Source organism: Modestobacter excelsi, assembly GCF_005930495.1.
Taxonomy (GTDB): domain Bacteria; phylum Actinomycetota; class Actinomycetes; order Mycobacteriales; family Geodermatophilaceae; genus Modestobacter; species Modestobacter excelsi.
Window position 1 is genome coordinate 1 of sequence record NZ_SJEX01000109.1, and the last position, 16,029, is coordinate 16,029.

The 16,029-nt window shown below is 72.0% G+C and carries 14 protein-coding genes; 9 read left to right on the top strand and 5 right to left on the bottom strand.

What is annotated here, in order from left to right; genetic code table 11:
• Window positions 1-412, bottom strand: a 412-nt coding sequence (locus FHL80_RS23260) for a phenylacetate--CoA ligase family protein (protein ID WP_216870984.1), incomplete at its 3' end; no start/stop codon positions are given.
• Window positions 413-617: 205 nt separating this feature from the next.
• On the opposite strand from FHL80_RS23260, the gene FHL80_RS23265 reads away from it, so the two are divergent.
• A complete protein-coding gene (locus FHL80_RS23265) occupies window positions 618-2,717 on the top strand; it encodes a heparinase II/III family protein (protein WP_138735707.1) in 2,100 nt (699 codons plus the stop codon).
• A 16-nt stretch (window positions 2,718-2,733) separates the two neighbouring features.
• On the opposite strand, the gene FHL80_RS23270 is transcribed toward FHL80_RS23265, so the two are convergent.
• Entirely contained in the window at window positions 2,734-4,077 is a 1,344-nt protein-coding gene (locus tag FHL80_RS23270) for a glycoside hydrolase family 140 protein (protein WP_216870985.1), read from the bottom strand.
• A 401-nt stretch (window positions 4,078-4,478) separates the two neighbouring features.
• On the opposite strand from FHL80_RS23270, the gene FHL80_RS23275 reads away from it, so the two are divergent.
• Together FHL80_RS23275 and FHL80_RS23280 are read left to right on the top strand one after the other, a co-directional pair.
• A complete protein-coding gene (locus tag FHL80_RS23275) occupies window positions 4,479-5,819 on the top strand; it encodes a nucleotide sugar dehydrogenase (protein ID WP_138735709.1) in 1,341 nt (446 codons plus the stop codon).
• Entirely contained in the window at window positions 5,816-6,931 is a 1,116-nt protein-coding gene (locus FHL80_RS23280) for a glycosyltransferase family 2 protein (protein WP_216870986.1), read from the top strand. The genes FHL80_RS23275 and FHL80_RS23280 overlap by 4 nt, the downstream gene beginning before the upstream one ends.
• On the opposite strand, the gene FHL80_RS23285 is transcribed toward FHL80_RS23280, so the two are convergent.
• Entirely contained in the window at window positions 6,833-7,420 is a 588-nt protein-coding gene (locus FHL80_RS23285; RefSeq protein WP_138735710.1) for a dTDP-4-dehydrorhamnose 3,5-epimerase family protein, read from the bottom strand. The two genes, FHL80_RS23280 and FHL80_RS23285, sit on opposite strands and share 99 nt — an antisense overlap.
• A gap of 68 nt (window positions 7,421-7,488) precedes the next feature.
• Between FHL80_RS23285 and FHL80_RS23290 the strand changes: the two genes are divergently transcribed.
• From FHL80_RS23290 to FHL80_RS23315, 6 genes are read left to right on the top strand one after another with little or no spacing between them, the layout of a single operon-like run.
• A complete protein-coding gene (locus tag FHL80_RS23290) occupies window positions 7,489-8,742 on the top strand; it encodes a class I SAM-dependent methyltransferase (protein WP_138735711.1) in 1,254 nt (417 codons plus the stop codon).
• Entirely contained in the window at window positions 8,739-9,584 is an 846-nt protein-coding gene (locus FHL80_RS23295) for a sugar phosphate nucleotidyltransferase (RefSeq protein WP_138735712.1), read from the top strand. The genes FHL80_RS23290 and FHL80_RS23295 overlap by 4 nt, the downstream gene beginning before the upstream one ends.
• A 27-nt stretch (window positions 9,585-9,611) precedes the next feature.
• Window positions 9,612-10,262: a PIG-L deacetylase family protein gene (locus FHL80_RS23300; protein ID WP_138735713.1), complete on the top strand. Its 651-nt coding sequence runs from the start codon at window positions 9,612-9,614 to the stop codon at window positions 10,260-10,262.
• Window positions 10,259-11,638 carry a glutamate-1-semialdehyde 2,1-aminomutase gene (locus tag FHL80_RS23305; protein ID WP_138735714.1) on the top strand — a complete coding sequence of 460 codons (1,380 nt, stop codon included), beginning with the start codon at window positions 10,259-10,261 and terminating at the stop codon, window positions 11,636-11,638. Before FHL80_RS23300 ends, FHL80_RS23305 begins: the two co-directional genes overlap by 4 nt.
• A gap of 31 nt (window positions 11,639-11,669) precedes the next feature.
• Window positions 11,670-12,692, top strand: coding sequence for an NAD-dependent epimerase/dehydratase family protein (locus tag FHL80_RS23310; protein ID WP_138735715.1), 1,023 nt, complete (start codon window positions 11,670-11,672; stop codon window positions 12,690-12,692).
• A 4-nt stretch (window positions 12,693-12,696) separates the two neighbouring features.
• Window positions 12,697-14,019 (top strand): DUF4910 domain-containing protein, encoded by a 1,323-nt coding sequence (locus FHL80_RS23315; RefSeq protein ID WP_138735716.1) that lies wholly within the window; start codon window positions 12,697-12,699, stop codon window positions 14,017-14,019.
• Between the two features lie 8 nt (window positions 14,020-14,027).
• On the opposite strand, the gene FHL80_RS23320 is transcribed toward FHL80_RS23315, so the two are convergent.
• Both FHL80_RS23320 and FHL80_RS25845 read right to left on the bottom strand, forming a co-directional pair.
• On the bottom strand, window positions 14,028-15,515 hold the full coding sequence (locus tag FHL80_RS23320) for a sugar transferase (protein ID WP_216870988.1): 1,488 nt from the start codon (window positions 15,513-15,515) through the stop codon (window positions 14,028-14,030).
• Window positions 15,516-15,810: 295 nt separating this feature from the next.
• Window positions 15,811-16,029 (bottom strand): hypothetical protein (locus FHL80_RS25845; RefSeq protein ID WP_216870989.1); only part of this gene is annotated, 219 nt, incomplete at its 5' end.

Here is a 16,029-nt window from a genome sequence, read left to right on the forward strand (position 1 = left end):
GTTGCAACGCCGCCAGCTCGAACGCCGAGGAGCCGGCGGTCCGGTGCACGGTGACCACCTGGCCGGAGGTTCCGCTGGAGTGCGCCGGCCAGGTCAGCCGGCGGGGGTAGACCAGGAAACGGTCGGGCTGCTCAACCAGGTCGGCGCGATCCAGCAGCGGCAGCCGGGACAGGTCGGCCAGGGTGCGGATCGAGCCGGGATCGGTTCCGGTCGTGGTGAGCCACTCCCGGTAGAACGGCGACCGACGGGCCGCCAGCCGCACCAGGGCCCGGAGCCGCCGCTCCTGGAACCGGGCGATGTCGTCGGCCGAGGCGAGTTCCGTCCGCCGCAGCGACGCTCGCATCACCCCGCGCAGCGGGAAGGCGTGCCGCACCCGGTGCTGCAGGCTCACGAACCTCGCAGGCGGCGCCACCGGCGGAGTGTGACATGAAACCGACCCGCCCCAGCAGGATCGATGCGTGCTTTGCTGACCTGCGCCGGGCCGACCACTCCCGCCCTGCGCCGTGCTCGCGCGGCGGCGGCGCGGGAGGGCGGAGCGAGGAACGGGGACCGATGTGAGTGGCCTGTCGACGGCACGCGCGGGACGGCTGGGTTGGTACGCCCGCCGGCTGCGGTCCATGACGCCCGGCGAGGTGGGCTGGCGCAGCGCCCGCTGGGTGGAGGAGCGGGTTCCCCGCCGCAGCCTCGCGCTGTCACCCGACGAGCGGCTGCTCGGGTCCGCGAGCGCCGGGTGGGAGCGCCTCTTGCAGGACTTCCGGGAGTGCCGCGACCGGCCGGTGCTGCTCGACCGGTCACGGGGCCGGGAGATAGCGGTCCGCCATCCCGACGAGGTGGCCGCGGTGGTCGACGCGGCGGATCGGATCCGCGCTGGTGTCGTCACCTACTTCGGGTACCCCGAGGCGCGGCTCGGGTGGCCGATCGACTGGAACTGGGACCCGCTGCGTGACGTCCGGTGGCCCCTCGTGGACGCCTCACGGATCGACCACCGCACCGCGGCGGCAGACCCGAAGTGGATCTGGGAGCTCAACCGCCTCCAGCACCTCCCGTGGCTGGCCCAGGCGTGGCTGTTCACCGGCGAAGACGGGTACGCCGAACTGGCGCTGGCGCACCTGGACTCGTGGCTGGACCAGAACCCGGTGGGCCGGGGGATCGCCTGGCGCGGCGCGTTCGAAGCCGGGGTCCGCGCGGTGTCGGTGGCCGTCGCACTGCAAGGACTCCGGGACTTCGCCGGTCTCACCCCGGTCCGGTTCGAGCGGGTCGTCCGGATGCTGGCAGGGAGCGCCGAGCGCTGCTGGCGGGACCGCTCACGCTTCAGCTCGGCGAACAACCACCTCGTCGGTGAGCTCGCCGGTCTGGCCACCGTCGCCCTCCTGTTCCCCGAGCTCGCACCGTCAGCCTGCTGGGAGCGGCGCGCGATGGACGGTCTGGTGACCGAGGCGTCCCGGCAGGTCCTGCCCGACGGAGCCGGGGCCGAGCAGGCCGTGGGCTACCAGGTGTTCACGGCCGAGCTGCTGGTCGTCGTGGCCGTGCTCCTTGAGTCCCGGGGGGACGTGCCACCAGCGCCTCTCCTCGCGGCCATCGACCGCAGCGCGGACTACCTGGCGGCGGTGGTCGGCGACGCGGACCCCCCTCCGCGGTACGGCGACGACGACGAGGGATTCGCCCTGCGGCTCGGACCCGAGCCGCGACCGACCGTCCGCGACCACCTCGGCGTGGTCGCCGCGCTCACCGGCAACGCCCGGGCGGCCCGAGCGGGCGCCGACACGTTGGGCGCCAGCTGGATCGGCACGGTGACATCGCCGTCGGGCGGGCCGTCTCCGGCACGGGCCGCGTCCTACGGGAGCAGCTTCGTGGCGTCCGACGGAGGGCTCGTGGTGCTCCGCTCCGCCGGCCGGCGGACCACCATGGACGTCGGACCCCTCGGCTACCTGGCGATCGCCGCGCACGGGCACGCCGACGCCCTGGCGATCACCGTGAGCGTGGACGGTCACGACCTCATCGGGCATCCGGGAGCAGCGAGCTACTACGGGCACCCCGAGTGGCGGTCGGCCCACCGCGGCACGCGAGCCCACCCCACCGTCACCGTCGACGGCCAGGACCAGTCCGTCTCCGGCGGTCCCTTCCTGTGGACCAGGCATGCCCAGGTGCAGGTCGGGTCCGTCGACGTGGACCGGGGGATCGTCGACGCCCAGCACGACGGGTACCGGCGCCTGGCCGACCCGGTGACGCACCGCCGGTGGCTGTCCGCCCCGCCGGGGGAGCCGACTCTCCTCGTCGTCGACGAGATCACCGGAGCCGGCGTCCACGACATGCGGACGTCATGGCCGCTGCACCCGGACCTGGAGGTCGCCGGGGTCGCCCAGGGTCACCGGGTCATGCGGAGCGGCGCCGCCGTCCTCGAGATCCTCACCGCGGCGGTGTCCGGAGCGACCGTCGACCAGGTCCGGGGCGACGGCGACACCCAGCTCGGGTGGTGGTCGGACAGGCTCGAGAGCCGCGTGCCGTCCTGGCTCGTCGGCGGCGTGGTGCGCGGGGCGGCTCCGCTGGTAATGGCCACGGTGGTCCATGCTCCGGCCGGCGAAGGGGATTTCGTGGCCGATCTCGTGGTGTCCCGGGACGGGGACCTCATCACGGCCTCGTGGTGCTGGGGACTGGACCGCCGGGAGGTCGTCGTCGACCGGTCGCGTCCCGGTGCGGTCACGTACGGGTCGCCGTGAGGTCCGCTGATCCCTCTCACGAGGTGAAGAGCAAGACCCAGTCCCCGTCCCCCTCCCCGTTCGGGCCGGGGGTGCTGAAGCTGGTCGACATCGGCACCGGCACCTGCTGCCCGGACGTCGGGTCCACCCAGAACGCCTGGCTGCCGGCGGCCAGCACGCCGGCGTTCACGGAGATCGTGCGCGGGGTCGGCAGGTAGACCACGGCCTGCCGGCCGTCGGGCGTCCGGGCCGCCGTCACGTAGTCGTCGTCCAGCACGTCCATCGTGGTGCCGGCGCTCAGCGGTGCACCCCGCCCGGCCGTCACCAGCTCGTCGGAGGTGTCCGGCACGAGCTCCCACCACCGCAGGCCGGTGAACAGCTGGCGCAGCCGTCCAATCTGGACCACCGCGGGGGTCGACAGCCGCGTCTCCCACCCGGGGCGGAACTGCCAGTCCTGGCTGCCGGCGATCTCCCCCGCAGCGCCGGAGGTCAGGCTCCACAGAACCTGGCGGCGCAGCGTCTCGTCGGTGGTCGGCGCGGACTCCGGCTGGTTGTTCTCGCCCTCGTAGTTGGCCTCTCCCAGGACCACCGGCCTGGGAGGTCTGCGCCCCTGCGCCTCCAGGACGGCGGTGTAGGTGGGGTGGTAGGTGTAGACGAAGTCCCAGTCGATCCGTCGCGCCCAGAACGGGTTGTCACTCGAGATCGACTCGTCGTAGCTCAGCTGGACGGAGAAGGGCCGCCCGTCGCCGGTCTCCCGCACCCCGCGCAGCATGGCGTCCCAGCAGCGATCGACATCACTGCCGGCGGCGAGGTCGTCGGTCGCCGGGACGTAGTCACCGCCGGTCATCCACATGAGGTTGGGCAGGTCCGCGAACCGGTCGGCGACCCTGCGGCCGTAGGTCAGGCACTGGTCGATGGACTCGGGGGTGAACGCGTGTCCGATGGTCCATCCGTCGACGGGGTAGAGCAGCACGGTGATGCCGTGGTCGGCGGCCATCCGGAGGTAGGACGTCACCCGCGACCAGTAGCGCTCGTCCCACCGGAGCACGTCCCCGTCGATGAACGGTGCGATGCCGTCGAACGTGCTGCCATCCGCGTGGGGTCCGCCGTTCGCCGGGTCGCCGAGCAAGGAGATGATCGCCGCGTTGTAGCCCTGCGCCTCCCGGGTGGCGAAGTAGGACTCGGCCTGGGCGGCGGACAGGTCGTCCATCAGCGACCACGGCGCATCGCCCTTCAGCAGGATCGGCTGACCGTACTGGTCGAGGAAGTGGTGACCGGTCGGGCTGACCGACGTCACGAAGGGCGGCCCGCCGTCCGTGACCCTCGGCGCGGCCATCGGCCACGGGGTGTCGGGGTAGCTGCTCGCGCCGGCGATGTGCATGGCTTGTCCCTGCGGTGGATCACGCCAGAGGACCCAGGCACCGGCGGCGGCCACCAGGCACACCAGCAGGACCAGCAGGGCCCACGTCGGAGGACGCCAGGAGCCTCGGGAGGCGGTCGGCCGCGCTCGCGTCATCTGCACTCGCTCCAGCGCTGGTGAGAGGAGCGCGGGCCCCGGGCCCGGGCAGGCTACGACACTCCCCGGCGGCCGCGCTACGAGGGCAGCACCCGTGCGGTACAGCCTGCGTGCGACGTCGTGTGGTCGAAGTCACGAGGTCACCGCTGTGAGTGCCGACGCGCCACGGACGCTCATCCGCGCGCGGAGGTCTGGTTGCCGCCCCCCGGCGCGCCCCTAACCTGCGCCAAGACAACGGGGGGGCACCTGAGACGGGGGTGACCGAAATGGGATCGGACGCGCTGCCACCTGCCATCAGCGTCTTCGGACTCGGCTACGTCGGATCCATCTCGGCCGCGTGCTTCGCCTCCCGGGGGCACCGCGTCGTCGGCGTGGACGTCGACCCGCGCAAGCTCGACCTGCTGCGCCGAGGGACGGCCCCCGTCATCGAGGCGGGACTGGGAGAACTGGTCCGGGATGCGGTCGGGTCCGGCCTGCTCTCCGTCACCGACAGCGCCACGGTCGCGGTGCGCGACAGCGACGTGTCCCTGGTCTGCGTGCCGACGCCCTCGCTGACCGGCGGAGGTCTCTCCACCGCCTACCTGGAGGCGGTGACCGCGCAGATCGGGTCCGCGCTGGCGACCAAGGCCGGACCGCACACGGTCGTCTACCGCAGCACGATGCTCCCGGGGACGTGCGAAGGGATGCTGATCCCACTGCTCGAGGAGCGGTCCGGCCGGCGGGTCGGGGCCGACCTGGGGGTGTGCGTCAACCCGGAGTTCCTCCGCGAGGGGACGAGCGTCCGGGACTTCTTCGAGCCGCCGAAGACGGTCATCGGTCACACGGAGGACAGATCGGCTGCCCTCGTGGCCGGCCTCTACGACGGGCTGCCCGGCCCGCGGTTCCTCGTCCCGCTCGGCGTCGCCGAGATGGCCAAGTACGTGGACAACGTCTTCCACGCGCTCAAGGTCGACTTCGCCAACGAGATCGGGGCGATCTGCGCCGCGCTGGGGCTCGACTCCCACGACGTGATGGACGTCTTCCTGTCCGACACCAAGCTCAACCTCAGCGCGGCCTACCTGCGGCCGGGGTTCGCGTTCGGCGGGTCCTGCCTGCCGAAGGACGTCCGCGCCCTCACGCACGCTGCCCGGAAGCACGACGTCGAGGTGCCCGTCATCGCCAACATCCTGACCTCGAACGAGGCGCACCTGCACCGTGCGCTGGACACCATCCTCGCCCTCGGCAAGCGCAAGGTCGGGATGTTCGGCCTCTCGTTCAAGTCCGGGACCGACGACCTGCGCGAGAGCCCGATGGTGGAGCTGGCCGAGCGGTTGGTGGGGAAGGGCTGCGACGTCGTGATCCACGACGAGAACGTCGCCCTCTCCCGGCTCACCGGCTCGAACAAGGCGCACATCGACGAGCGGCTGCCGCACCTGGCGCAACTCCTGACCGAGGACCGGGAGACCGTCGCCAACCACGGGGAGGTGCTCGTGGTAGCTGCCCGCGACGAGGCGACGCTCTCCGCCGTCGAGAACGCCCCGGCCGGCACCGTCGTGCTCGACCTCCTGCACGTCCCCCGGCTGCGCGAGGGGCGCCGCGGCGGCGAGTACCTGGGACTGGGCTGGTGACGGTGCACCGCCCCGACGACCGGCCGCGGCTGAGCTTCCTGACCCCTGCCTACCGGACCGAGGCCTACCTCGCCGCCACCATCTCCTCGGTCCTGGCGCAGACCAGCCCGGACTGGGAGCTGGTCGTCGTCGACAACGGCAAGTCGGACGAGATCGCGTCCATCGTCCGGTCCTTCAGCGACGACCCGCGGGTGCGGTTGGTCCGCCAGGAGAACCGGGGCTACGCGGGCGGGGTCATGGCGGCGGCCGCGGTGGCACGGGGGGACTGGTTCAGCGTCCTGGACAGCGACGACGAGGTCATGCCCGAGTTCACGGCCAGGGTGCTCGACGTCCTCGACCGGCACCCGTCCGCGGACGCCGTCGGGTGCGACGCGTACCTGGTCCTGGACGGGGACGAACGCCCCGTGCGGCAGAGCCTCCTCGAGTCGATCGGCAGCCCTCCGCCGGGTAGGGGCGGGGACGTCCTCACCGTGGAGGAGGTCCTGGCCGGCCGGGTCCCCTACTACACGGGCGCCGTCCGGAGGAGCGCCTGGCAGGCCGTCGGCGGGTACCAGCCCGACGTCGAGAGCGACGTGCTGATGTGGCTGCGGCTGGCCCATGACTTCGAGGTCCGGCTGGTCCCGGACAAGCTCGGCCGGTACCGGGTGCGGGACCAGTCCCTGTCCCGGCACCCCGACAAGGTGGAGCAGTTCGAAAACTCGCTGATCCGCACCTTCGAGATGTTCGCGGAGCAGTCGGGCGACCCCCGCCATCTCCTGATCGTGCAGACGCCGGTGCGCCGGCTGCGGTACTTCCAGGCGCTGCGTCGCGCCCGCCAGGCCTTCGTCGACGGTGACATCGAGGCGGCCCGCGGGTTCACCCGGGACGCACGCGCGCAGCGATCCACTCTTCGGGTCCAGGCCATCCTGCTGCTCCTGCAGTGTGCACCGGGGCTCCTCACCCGCCTCCGCCCGCTCAAGCAGCAGCTCGCCGAGCAGGGGCACCGCACGCGGCAGCGGGTCCTCGGCTGGGGCTCACCCCTGTCCCCACCGGTCCGTGCCGGCTCGGGCCCGGATGGCGCTCAGCGCCGTGGACAGCTCCGCGATCGGCGACGCGGCAGCGTCGGACCGTGACAAGGCAGCGACGGGGAGGGGCCATGGGATGGCGAGTTCGGGGTCGTCATGAGCGATCGTGAGGTCCTCGTGCGGGTCGTGACGCCGGTCGATCCGGTAGGCGGTGTCCGCCGGCTCGGTCAGCGCCTGGAAGCCGTGCGCGCATCCGGCGGGGATGAAGACCGAGTTCTGCTTCTCGCCGTCGAGGACGACGGAGATCCACTCCCGGTGGGTGGGCGAGTCCGGGCGGAGGTCGACGACCACGTCGAACACCTGGCCGGAGGAGCAGCGCACCAGCTTGCTCTCGCCCTCGCCCACCCGGACGTGCAGGCCCCGGAGCACTCCGCGCCGCGAGCGGGACATGCTGTCCTGGACGAAGCCGTCCGGGTCGATCCCCGCCTCCCGCGCGACGTCGGCGTCGAAGGTCCTGCTGAAGAAGCCGCGGTCGTCGACGTGCGGCGTCGGCGTGAACTCGAGGACGCCGGGGATGCGGGTGACGCTCCAGCGCATGGTCCTCACTCCTCCGCTCGGCCGCGGCGAGCATGCCACCCGTCCCGTCTCCCGTCGAGGTCACGGCCATGAGCGCACCGCACTGCCGGCTCTGCGGAGCCGAACTGGTCCACACCTTCGTCGACCTCGGCATGTCACCGCCCTGTGAGAGCTACCTGACCGCGGACCAGCTCGACAGCGGCGAGGTGTTCTACCCCTTGCACGTCCGGGTCTGCGCACAGTGCCTGCTGGTCCAGCTCCCCGCCTACATCCAGGCCGAGGACATCTTCAGCCACTACGCCTACTTCTCCTCCTACAGCGACTCGTGGGTCGCACACGCCAAGACCTTCGTGGAGGAGGCGGTCGAGCGGCTGTCGCTGGACACGGACTCCTTCATCGTCGAGGTGGCGAGCAACGACGGGTACCTGCTGCAGCACGTCGTCGAGCGGGGGATCCGCGCCCTGGGCATCGAGCCCGCGGCCAACGTGGCCGAGGCCGCCGTGGAGAAGGGGGTCCCCACCGAGGTCACCTTCCTGGGGGAGGAGACCGGCCGGGACGTCGCGGCCCGGCACGGGGCAGCCGACCTGGTGGTGGCCAACAACGTCTTCGCCCACGTCCCCGACATCGTCGACTTCGCGAAGGGCCTGCGACGGCTGGTCGCCGACGACGGGACGGTCACCATCGAGATCCCGCACCTGCTGCGGCTCATCGAGGGCAACGAGTACGACACGATCTACCACGAGCACTACTCCTACCTCTCGCTCCTCACGACGCAGCGGGTCCTGGCCGAGGCCGGCCTGACCGTCGTCGACGTCGAGGAGCTGCCGACGCACGGCGGGTCGCTGCGCACCTGGTCGATGCCGGCCGACCAGGCCCGGCCGCCGACCGACGCCGTCGCGTCCGTCCTGGCCGCGGAGGCGGCGGCGGGCCTGCACACGCTCGAGGGCCACACCGGCTTCGCTGCGGCGGTCGCGCGGGTGCGCAACGACCTCGTGGAGTTCCTGGTGGAGCGCTCCCGCCGGGGGGAGACGGTCGTCGCCTACGGCGCACCGGGGAAGGGCAACACGCTGCTCAACCACTGCGGCGTCCGCACCGACCAGATCGCGTTCGCCGTCGACCGCAACCCGTTCAAGCAGGGCAGGTTCCTGCCGGGCACGCACATCCCGATCCACCCGCCGGAGGCGCTCGCGCAGGAGCGGCCGGACTACGTGCTGATCATGCCCTGGAACCTCAGGGACGAGATCGCCGCGCAGCTCCACGACGTCCGGACCTGGGGCGGGAAGCTCGTCGTGGCGCTGCCCCGGCTCGAGGTACTCCAGACCCCCGAGGGGAGACAGCGATGAAGGTCGTCATCTTCTGTGGCGGGCTGGGCATGCGGATCCGGACCGGACCGGAGTCCCTGCCCAAGCCGATGATGCCCATCGGCAGCCGTCCGGTGCTGTGGCACGTCATGCGCTACTACGCCCACTTCGGGCACACCGAGTTCATCCTGTGCCTGGGCTACGGCGCGCACGCGGTCAAGGACTACTTCCTGGACTACCGGGAGACGAGCTCCAACGACTTCGTGCTCACCAAGGGCGGCAAGCACGTGGACATGCTCGCCACCGACATCAGCGCATGGACGATCACCTTCATCGACACCGGGATCTCCACGGCCATCGGCGAGCGACTGCGCCGGGTGCGGCCCTACCTCGAGGGCGACGAGATGTTCCTCGCCAACTACGGGGACGTGCTCACCGACGCCCCGATGAACGACCTGATCGCCGAGTTCGAGGGCAAGGACGCGGTGGCCAACCTCCTCGCGGTGCGGCCCCAGGACTCCTTCCACGTCGTGGAGCTGTCCGGTGGGGACCGGGTGACCGGGCTGGTGCCGGTCGCGGACATGTCGATGCGCATCAACGGGGGGTACTTCGTCCTGCGGCAGGGCATCTTCGACTACCTCAACCCGGGCGACGACCTCGTCATGGACGGCTTCGTACGGGCCGCCGCGGACGGCAAGCTCTGCGCGACGCCCTACGACGGCTTCTGGGCGCCCATGGACACCCTCAAGGAGCGGACCGCCCTGGAGGACCAGTACCGGAGCGGGGTCAGTCCGTGGGCCGTCTGGCGGGACCGGCCCGTGGATCCGGGGCACACGGTCTTCCCGGTGATGATGGCGGAGCCCAGTGGCACGGATGCCCGGTAGCCCCGCCGGTCGCTCGAGGTGTGCTGCGTGATCGGCCTCGCAGCCCCGGGGGGTCGGCTGGACATCGTCTGTGTCGGCGCCCACCCGGACGACATCGAGATCGGCTGTGGCGGCACCCTCCTGGGGCTCGGCGGCCGGCCCGGGACGACGGTCGCCGGGCTGGTCATGACGGGCACCCCGGAGCGCAGGGCGGAGGCCGAGGCGGCGCTCCCGCAGTTCTTCCCCGGTGCGACCGTCCGCGTGCTGGACCTGCCGGACGGCCGCCTGCCCGGGCACTGGGGCGACGTCAAGGCGGCGCTGGAGGAGGCGGCCGGTGAGGTGCAACCGACCGTCGTGATGGCGCCGCGCGCCGATGACGCGCACCAGGACCACCGCCTGCTCGGGCAGCTGGTGAGCACGGTCTGGCGGGACGCCCTGGTCCTGCACTACGAGATCCCCAAGTGGGACGGCGACTCCCGGTCGCCGAACGTCTACGTCCGCCTGACGGACGGCGATGCGCGACGCAAGGTGGAACTGCTCCACAAGTGCTTCCCGTCCCAGGCCCGGCGGGACTGGTGGGACGACGAGCTCTTCTCCGGCGTCATGCGCATGCGGGGCATGGAGAGCAGGTCCCGCTACGCCGAGGGGTTCGTGTCCCGGAAGCTGCTCCTGGACCTGGCCGCGGGAGGCACCGGATGACGCCCACCCCGGCGGTCGGCAGGAGCTTCACCACGTCGACCGCGATGCAGCAGAGGCTGCACGAGCTCGTGCCCGGAGGGGCGCACACCTACGCCCGCGGCTCCGACCAGTACCCCGAGGGCATGGCGCCGGTGATCGCGCGGGGCGAGGGCGCGCACGTGCAGGACGTCGACGGCAACTGGTACGTCGAGTACGGCATGGGGCTCCGGTCGGTGACGCTCGGGCACGCCTACGCGCCCGTCGTCGAGGCCGTGGCGGAGGCTGCGCGGAGCGGCGTCAGCTTCAGCCGGCCGTCGGTGTACGAGCTGCGGGCCGCGGAGGAGTTCCTCCGGCAGGTGCCCGGGGCGGACATGGTGAAGTTCGCCAAGAACGGCTCCGACGTGGCGACCGCGGCGGTCCGACTGGCCCGGGCGGCCACCGGCCGGGACCTGGTGGCGATCTGCCGGTCACAGCCGTTCTTCTCGACCGACGACTGGTTCATCGGCACCACCGAGATGAACGCCGGGATCCCGGATGCCGAGCGTGCCCTGACCGTCGGCTTCGACTACAACGACCTCGGCTCCGTCGAGCGCCTGCTGGAACAGCACCCCGGCCGGGTCGCCTGTGTCTTCCTCGAGGCGGCCACGGGCACGGTCGCTCCCGAGACCGGGTTCCTGGAGGGCCTGCGCTCCCTGGCCGACCGGGACGGTCTCGTGCTGGTCTTCGACGAGATGATCACGGGCATGCGCTGGTCCCCGAGCGGGGCCCAGGGCGTGTACGGCGTCACCCCCGACCTGTCCACCTGGGGCAAGGCCCTCGGCAACGGCTTCGCCGTGTCGGCTCTCGCCGGTAGACGAGAGCTGATGGAGCTCGGTGGCCTGCGGACGGACGCGGCCCGGACCTTCCTGCTCTCGACCACCCATGGCCCGGAGACCACCGGCCTCGCGGCCTACCTGGCCGTGGCCGAGGAGTACCGGCAGCGCGACGTGGTGGCCGTTCTGGAGGAGCAGGGCCGCAGGCTCGCCGACGGAGCCAACGCAGCGGCGGCCGCACTGGGCATCGCCGACCACTTCGCCGTCGTCGGCAGGCCGTCGTGCGAGGTGTTCGTGACGCGCGACCACCTCGGCCGGCCGTCGCAGGAGTTCCGGACGCTGTTCCTCCAGGAGATGCTCGAGCGGGGCATCCTCGGGCAGTCCTTCGTCATCTCCGCGGCGCACACCGATGACGACGTCGATCGCACCGTCGAGGCGGTGTCCGAGTCCCTGACCGTGTACGCGAAGGCGCTGGACGCCGGCTCGACAGCCGGGCTGCTCCGCGGTCGCCCGGTCGCACCGGCGCTGCGGAGGTTGGCCGCCCCGCGCCGGATCCCGGCCACCCCCTCGTCACGACCCGTGTGACCTCCTGTCCCGACTCAGAAGTGGGTGCTCGATGCGTGTTCTCGTGGACGGTGACCGCGGCTACATCGGCGCGGTGCTCGTGCCTCTCCTGATGGAGGCCGGGCACCAGGTCGAGGGGCTGGACGCCGGCTGGTACGACGGCTGCGACTTCGGGGAGCAGCCTCAGGGCTACACCTCCCGCACCGGCGACATCCGGGACGTCACCCCGGACGACCTGGCCGGCTTCGACGCGGTGGTGCACCTCGCCGCCATCTCCAACGACCCGGTGGGGCACCTCAACCCGCAGGCGACCTACTCGGTCAACGCCGAGGGAGCCGTCCGCATGGCCCGCGCGGCCAAGGCGGCGGGAGTCGAGCGCTTCCTCTTCTCCTCGTCCTGCTCCCTCTACGGGGCAGCGGGGGACGCACCGGTCACCGAGGACAGCTCCTTCCACCCGGTGACGCCGTACGGCGAGAGCAAGGTGCGGGCCGAGCGCGGCATCAGCGTCCTCGCCGACGAGCGCTTCAGCCCCACCTACCTCCGCAACGCCACCGCGTACGGGTCCTCCCCGCGGCTCCGGGCCGACATCGTGGTCAACAACCTGACCGGGACGGCGTTCACCAGGGGGGAGGTCCGACTGCAGAGCGACGGCTCCCCCTGGCGGCCCCTCGTGCACGCGCAGGACATCTCGCGGGCGTTCCTGGCCGTGCTCGAGGCTCCTCGGGACGTGGTCCACGACCAGGCCTTCAACGTCGGCCGGGACGAGGACGTCGTGCAGATCCGCACGATCGCGACCGCGGTCGCCGAGGCATTCGACGCGCCGGTGACGTTCGCCGAGGGCGCGAGCCCGGACAAGCGCGACTACCGGGTGGACTTCACGAAGATCGGTCAGCTGCTGCCGGCGTTCCGCCCCGGGTGGACCGTGCCGGACGGGATCAAGGAGCTCGCCGCCGACATGGACCGCATCGGCCTGACCGCCGAGGACTTCGAGGGCGAACGGTACGTCCGGCTGCACCGGGTGAACCGGCTGCGGGCCGCCGGCCTCCTGGACGACCTGCTCCGTTCGAGGTCGTGAGCCGATGACCCTCGCGCGTCAGGTGGACGCGCTCCGCTCCGGCGAGCAGGACCTCCCGGCGCTCGGCGAGGCCATGCACGCGGCGATGACCCGGCTGTACCCGATCTGCCGCAGCATCACCGGGGACGGTGTTCGGGCCACCCTGGACGTCCTCGCGGAGTCCCTCGACCTCGAGCGGCGCAGCGTCCCGTCGGGCACGCAGGCCTTCGACTGGACGGTCACCGACGAGTGGAACGTCCGGGACGCCTACATCGCCGACCGGCAGGGCCGTCGGGTGGTCGACTTCCAGCGGCACAACCTGCACCTGGTGAGCTACAGCGCCCCGGTGCGCGCCACCATGACGCTCAGCGAGCTGCGCCCGCACCTGCACACGCTGCCGGACCGGCCGGACTGGATCCCGTACCGGACGACGTACTACAACCGCGACTGGGGGTTCTGCCTCCCCGATCGGCTGCTGCGCTCGATGGACGAGGGGCCGTACGAGGTGGTCGTCGACACCACCATCGCGCCGGGGGAGCTGACCTACGGGGAGTTCGTGCTGCCGGGCGACAGCACCGACGAGGTGCTGATCAGCGCGCACGTGTGCCATCCCTCCCTGGCGAACGACAACCTCTCCGGCATCGCCGTCGCCACGCAGCTGGCCTGCGCCCTCAGGTCACTGGAGTCCCGGCGCTACACGTACCGCTTCCTGTTCGCGCCGGGGACGATCGGGTCGATCACCTGGCTCAGCCGTAACGCTGACGTGCTGCCCCGTCTCCGGCACGGGCTCGTGCTGACCGGGCTGGGCGGGCCGGGTCGCCTCGTCTACAAGCGCACGCGGCGCGGGGAGCGGAGCATCGACCGCGCGGCCGCGCACGTCGTCGCCCGTCGCGGCGGCGAGGTCCGCGGCTACTCGCCCTACGGCTACGACGAGCGGCAGTTCAACGCCATCGGCTTCGACCTGCCCGTCGGCCGGCTGTCGCGGACCCCGCACGGGGAGTACCCCGAGTACCACACGTCCGCCGACGACCTGTCCTTCGTCGCGCCTGCAGAGGTGGCGGAGTCCTACCTCGCCGTGCTGGAGATCATCGACGTCCTGGAGAACGACCGGCGCTACGAGAACCTCAGTCCCCACGGTGAGCCGCAGCTGGGCAAGCGGGGCATCTACCCGACCACAGGTGGCAAGTCGGCCAGCGATGCGGTGATGGCGATGCTGTGGGTGCTCGCCTACGCCGACGGGTCCACCTCGCTGCTCGACACAGCCGCCGTCGCCGGCGTCGACTTCGCCGGTCTGCGTGCCGCGGCCGGCACCCTCGAGGCCGCCGGGTTGCTGGCTCCCCTTCCGTAGTCCGCCGCTCAGTACGCGCCCGGGCCACGAAGGACGGCTCCGATCGTCTTCCACATGATCATGAGGTCGAACGTCAGCGACCAGTTCTCCACGTACCGGACGTCGATGCGGACGGAGTCCTCCCAGGACAGGTCCGACCGCCCGCTCACCTGCCACAGCCCGGTGAGGCCCGGCTTCATGAGGAAGCGGCGGTGCATGTCGAAGCCGTACAGCTCGACCTCGCGCTGCAGCGGCGGTCGCGGGCCGACGAGGGACATGTCCCCTCGCAGCACGTTGAGCAGCTGCGGCAGCTCGTCGAGCGAGTACCGGCGGAGGAACCTGCCGACCCGGGTGACCCGGGGGTCCATGCGCATCTTGAACAGCACCCCGTTGCCGTCGCTCCGCTGCGCGAGCTCCTGGGCGACGCGGTCGGCGTCGACGCCCATGGTGCGGAACTTCAGCATCCAGAAGACGCGGCCGTCACGGCCGACCCGTTCCTGCCGGAAGAGGACCGGGCCGCTGCTGGTCAGCTTGATGGCGAGGGCCACCCCCACCAGGAGGGGGAGCAGGACCGCCACCAGGACGGCCGCACCGGTGCGGTCCAGGACTGCCTTCGCCAGCCGGCGGACGCCGCGCAGCTCCGGGCGCTCGACGTGCAGCAGCGGCAGACCGCACACGGGCCGGATGCTCACCCGCGGACCGGCGATCTCGGTCACCGACGGTGCCAGCAGCAGCTCGGCCGAGGTCTTCTCCAGCTCCCAGCCGAGGCGCCGCAGGGCGGGCCCCTCCAGCTCGGCCGAGGGCAGGACGGCCACCGTGTCCACCTTGTGGCGGCGGACGGCGTGGACCACCTCGTCCAGGTCGCCCAGCACGGGGATGCCGTGGAAGACGTCCTCCCGGGCCTGCGGCACGCAGCACCCGATCACGCGGTAGCCCTGATAGGGCTCGCGCTCCATCTGTGCGTGCAGGGCGGCGACCCCGCTGCGGTGACCCACGAGGATCGCCGACTGGAGGAAGCGACCGGCCCTCCGCTGCTTGTGCACCCACTTCCGCTGGGCGAAGCGCTGGGCCAGGGTCAGCACGGTGGTCAGTGGCAGGGCGATCACGACGAAGCCCCGGGCGACCTCGAGCCGGAAGGCCCAGGACACCGTGCCGACGCTCGCGAGGAGCAGCGCGGAGGCGAAGAAGATCCGGCGGAACTCCTCGGGGCCGAGCCACAGGTAGCGCTTCTCGTACGTGCGGGCGACGAGCATCGCGGAGGTCCAGACGAACGGCAGCAGGACGAGGAGCCACATGTCCGCGTGGCCCCCTGGTGTTTGCTGGGTCCCGAACCGGAGGCCGTAACCGACGAGGGCGGCGACGGCCGCGCAGACGGCGTCCGCCACCGCGATCCGCCGGACGTAGGTGTCCCGCCAGGCATGTCGCTCACGGGCGGCGGTCATCGTGGCAGCCAGCCACGAGGACCTGGGGCGCATCGGCTGGTCGCCACTCCAGGCGCGGGCACGGGTGTCGGTCATGCAGTCCACCCCCCACGGGCGGACCGGGGACGGGTGCAGGGAGCCGATCGGTGATCGGTGGGGGTCTGCTCCGGGTCGGGCGTCGACGCGCCCGAGCGGCGCGGCGGCAGGGTGAGGGCTGGGTGTCGCCTCATCTGTCAGGTCCTTGTTCCAGACGCGCTCTTCTACGCAACCGCAAGCGCGGACAACGGGAGGTGGGCAGGGGTCGATCGGTCGGCGGTGGGACCGCACGCGTTCCCGGCTCAGCAGGGCGCTCGTCGAGCGCACGAGCGAGCCACGGAGACGAGGCCGTGCGTCAGCCGGGACGGACCCCTGGGCGATCGATGCGACCGATGACCCGCGCCATGGCGTCGCGGGTCTTCCCGACCCAGGCCCGAGCCTGAGCCGCGACCACCTCGGGCGTCAGGACGGCGAGCTGCTGGGCAGCGTGGTGCTGTGAGGAACTGCACGTGCTGCTCACGAACACGCCCGTCCCCGATCCGGACGGCGCACCCGGCGCCGGGCCGACCGGGGC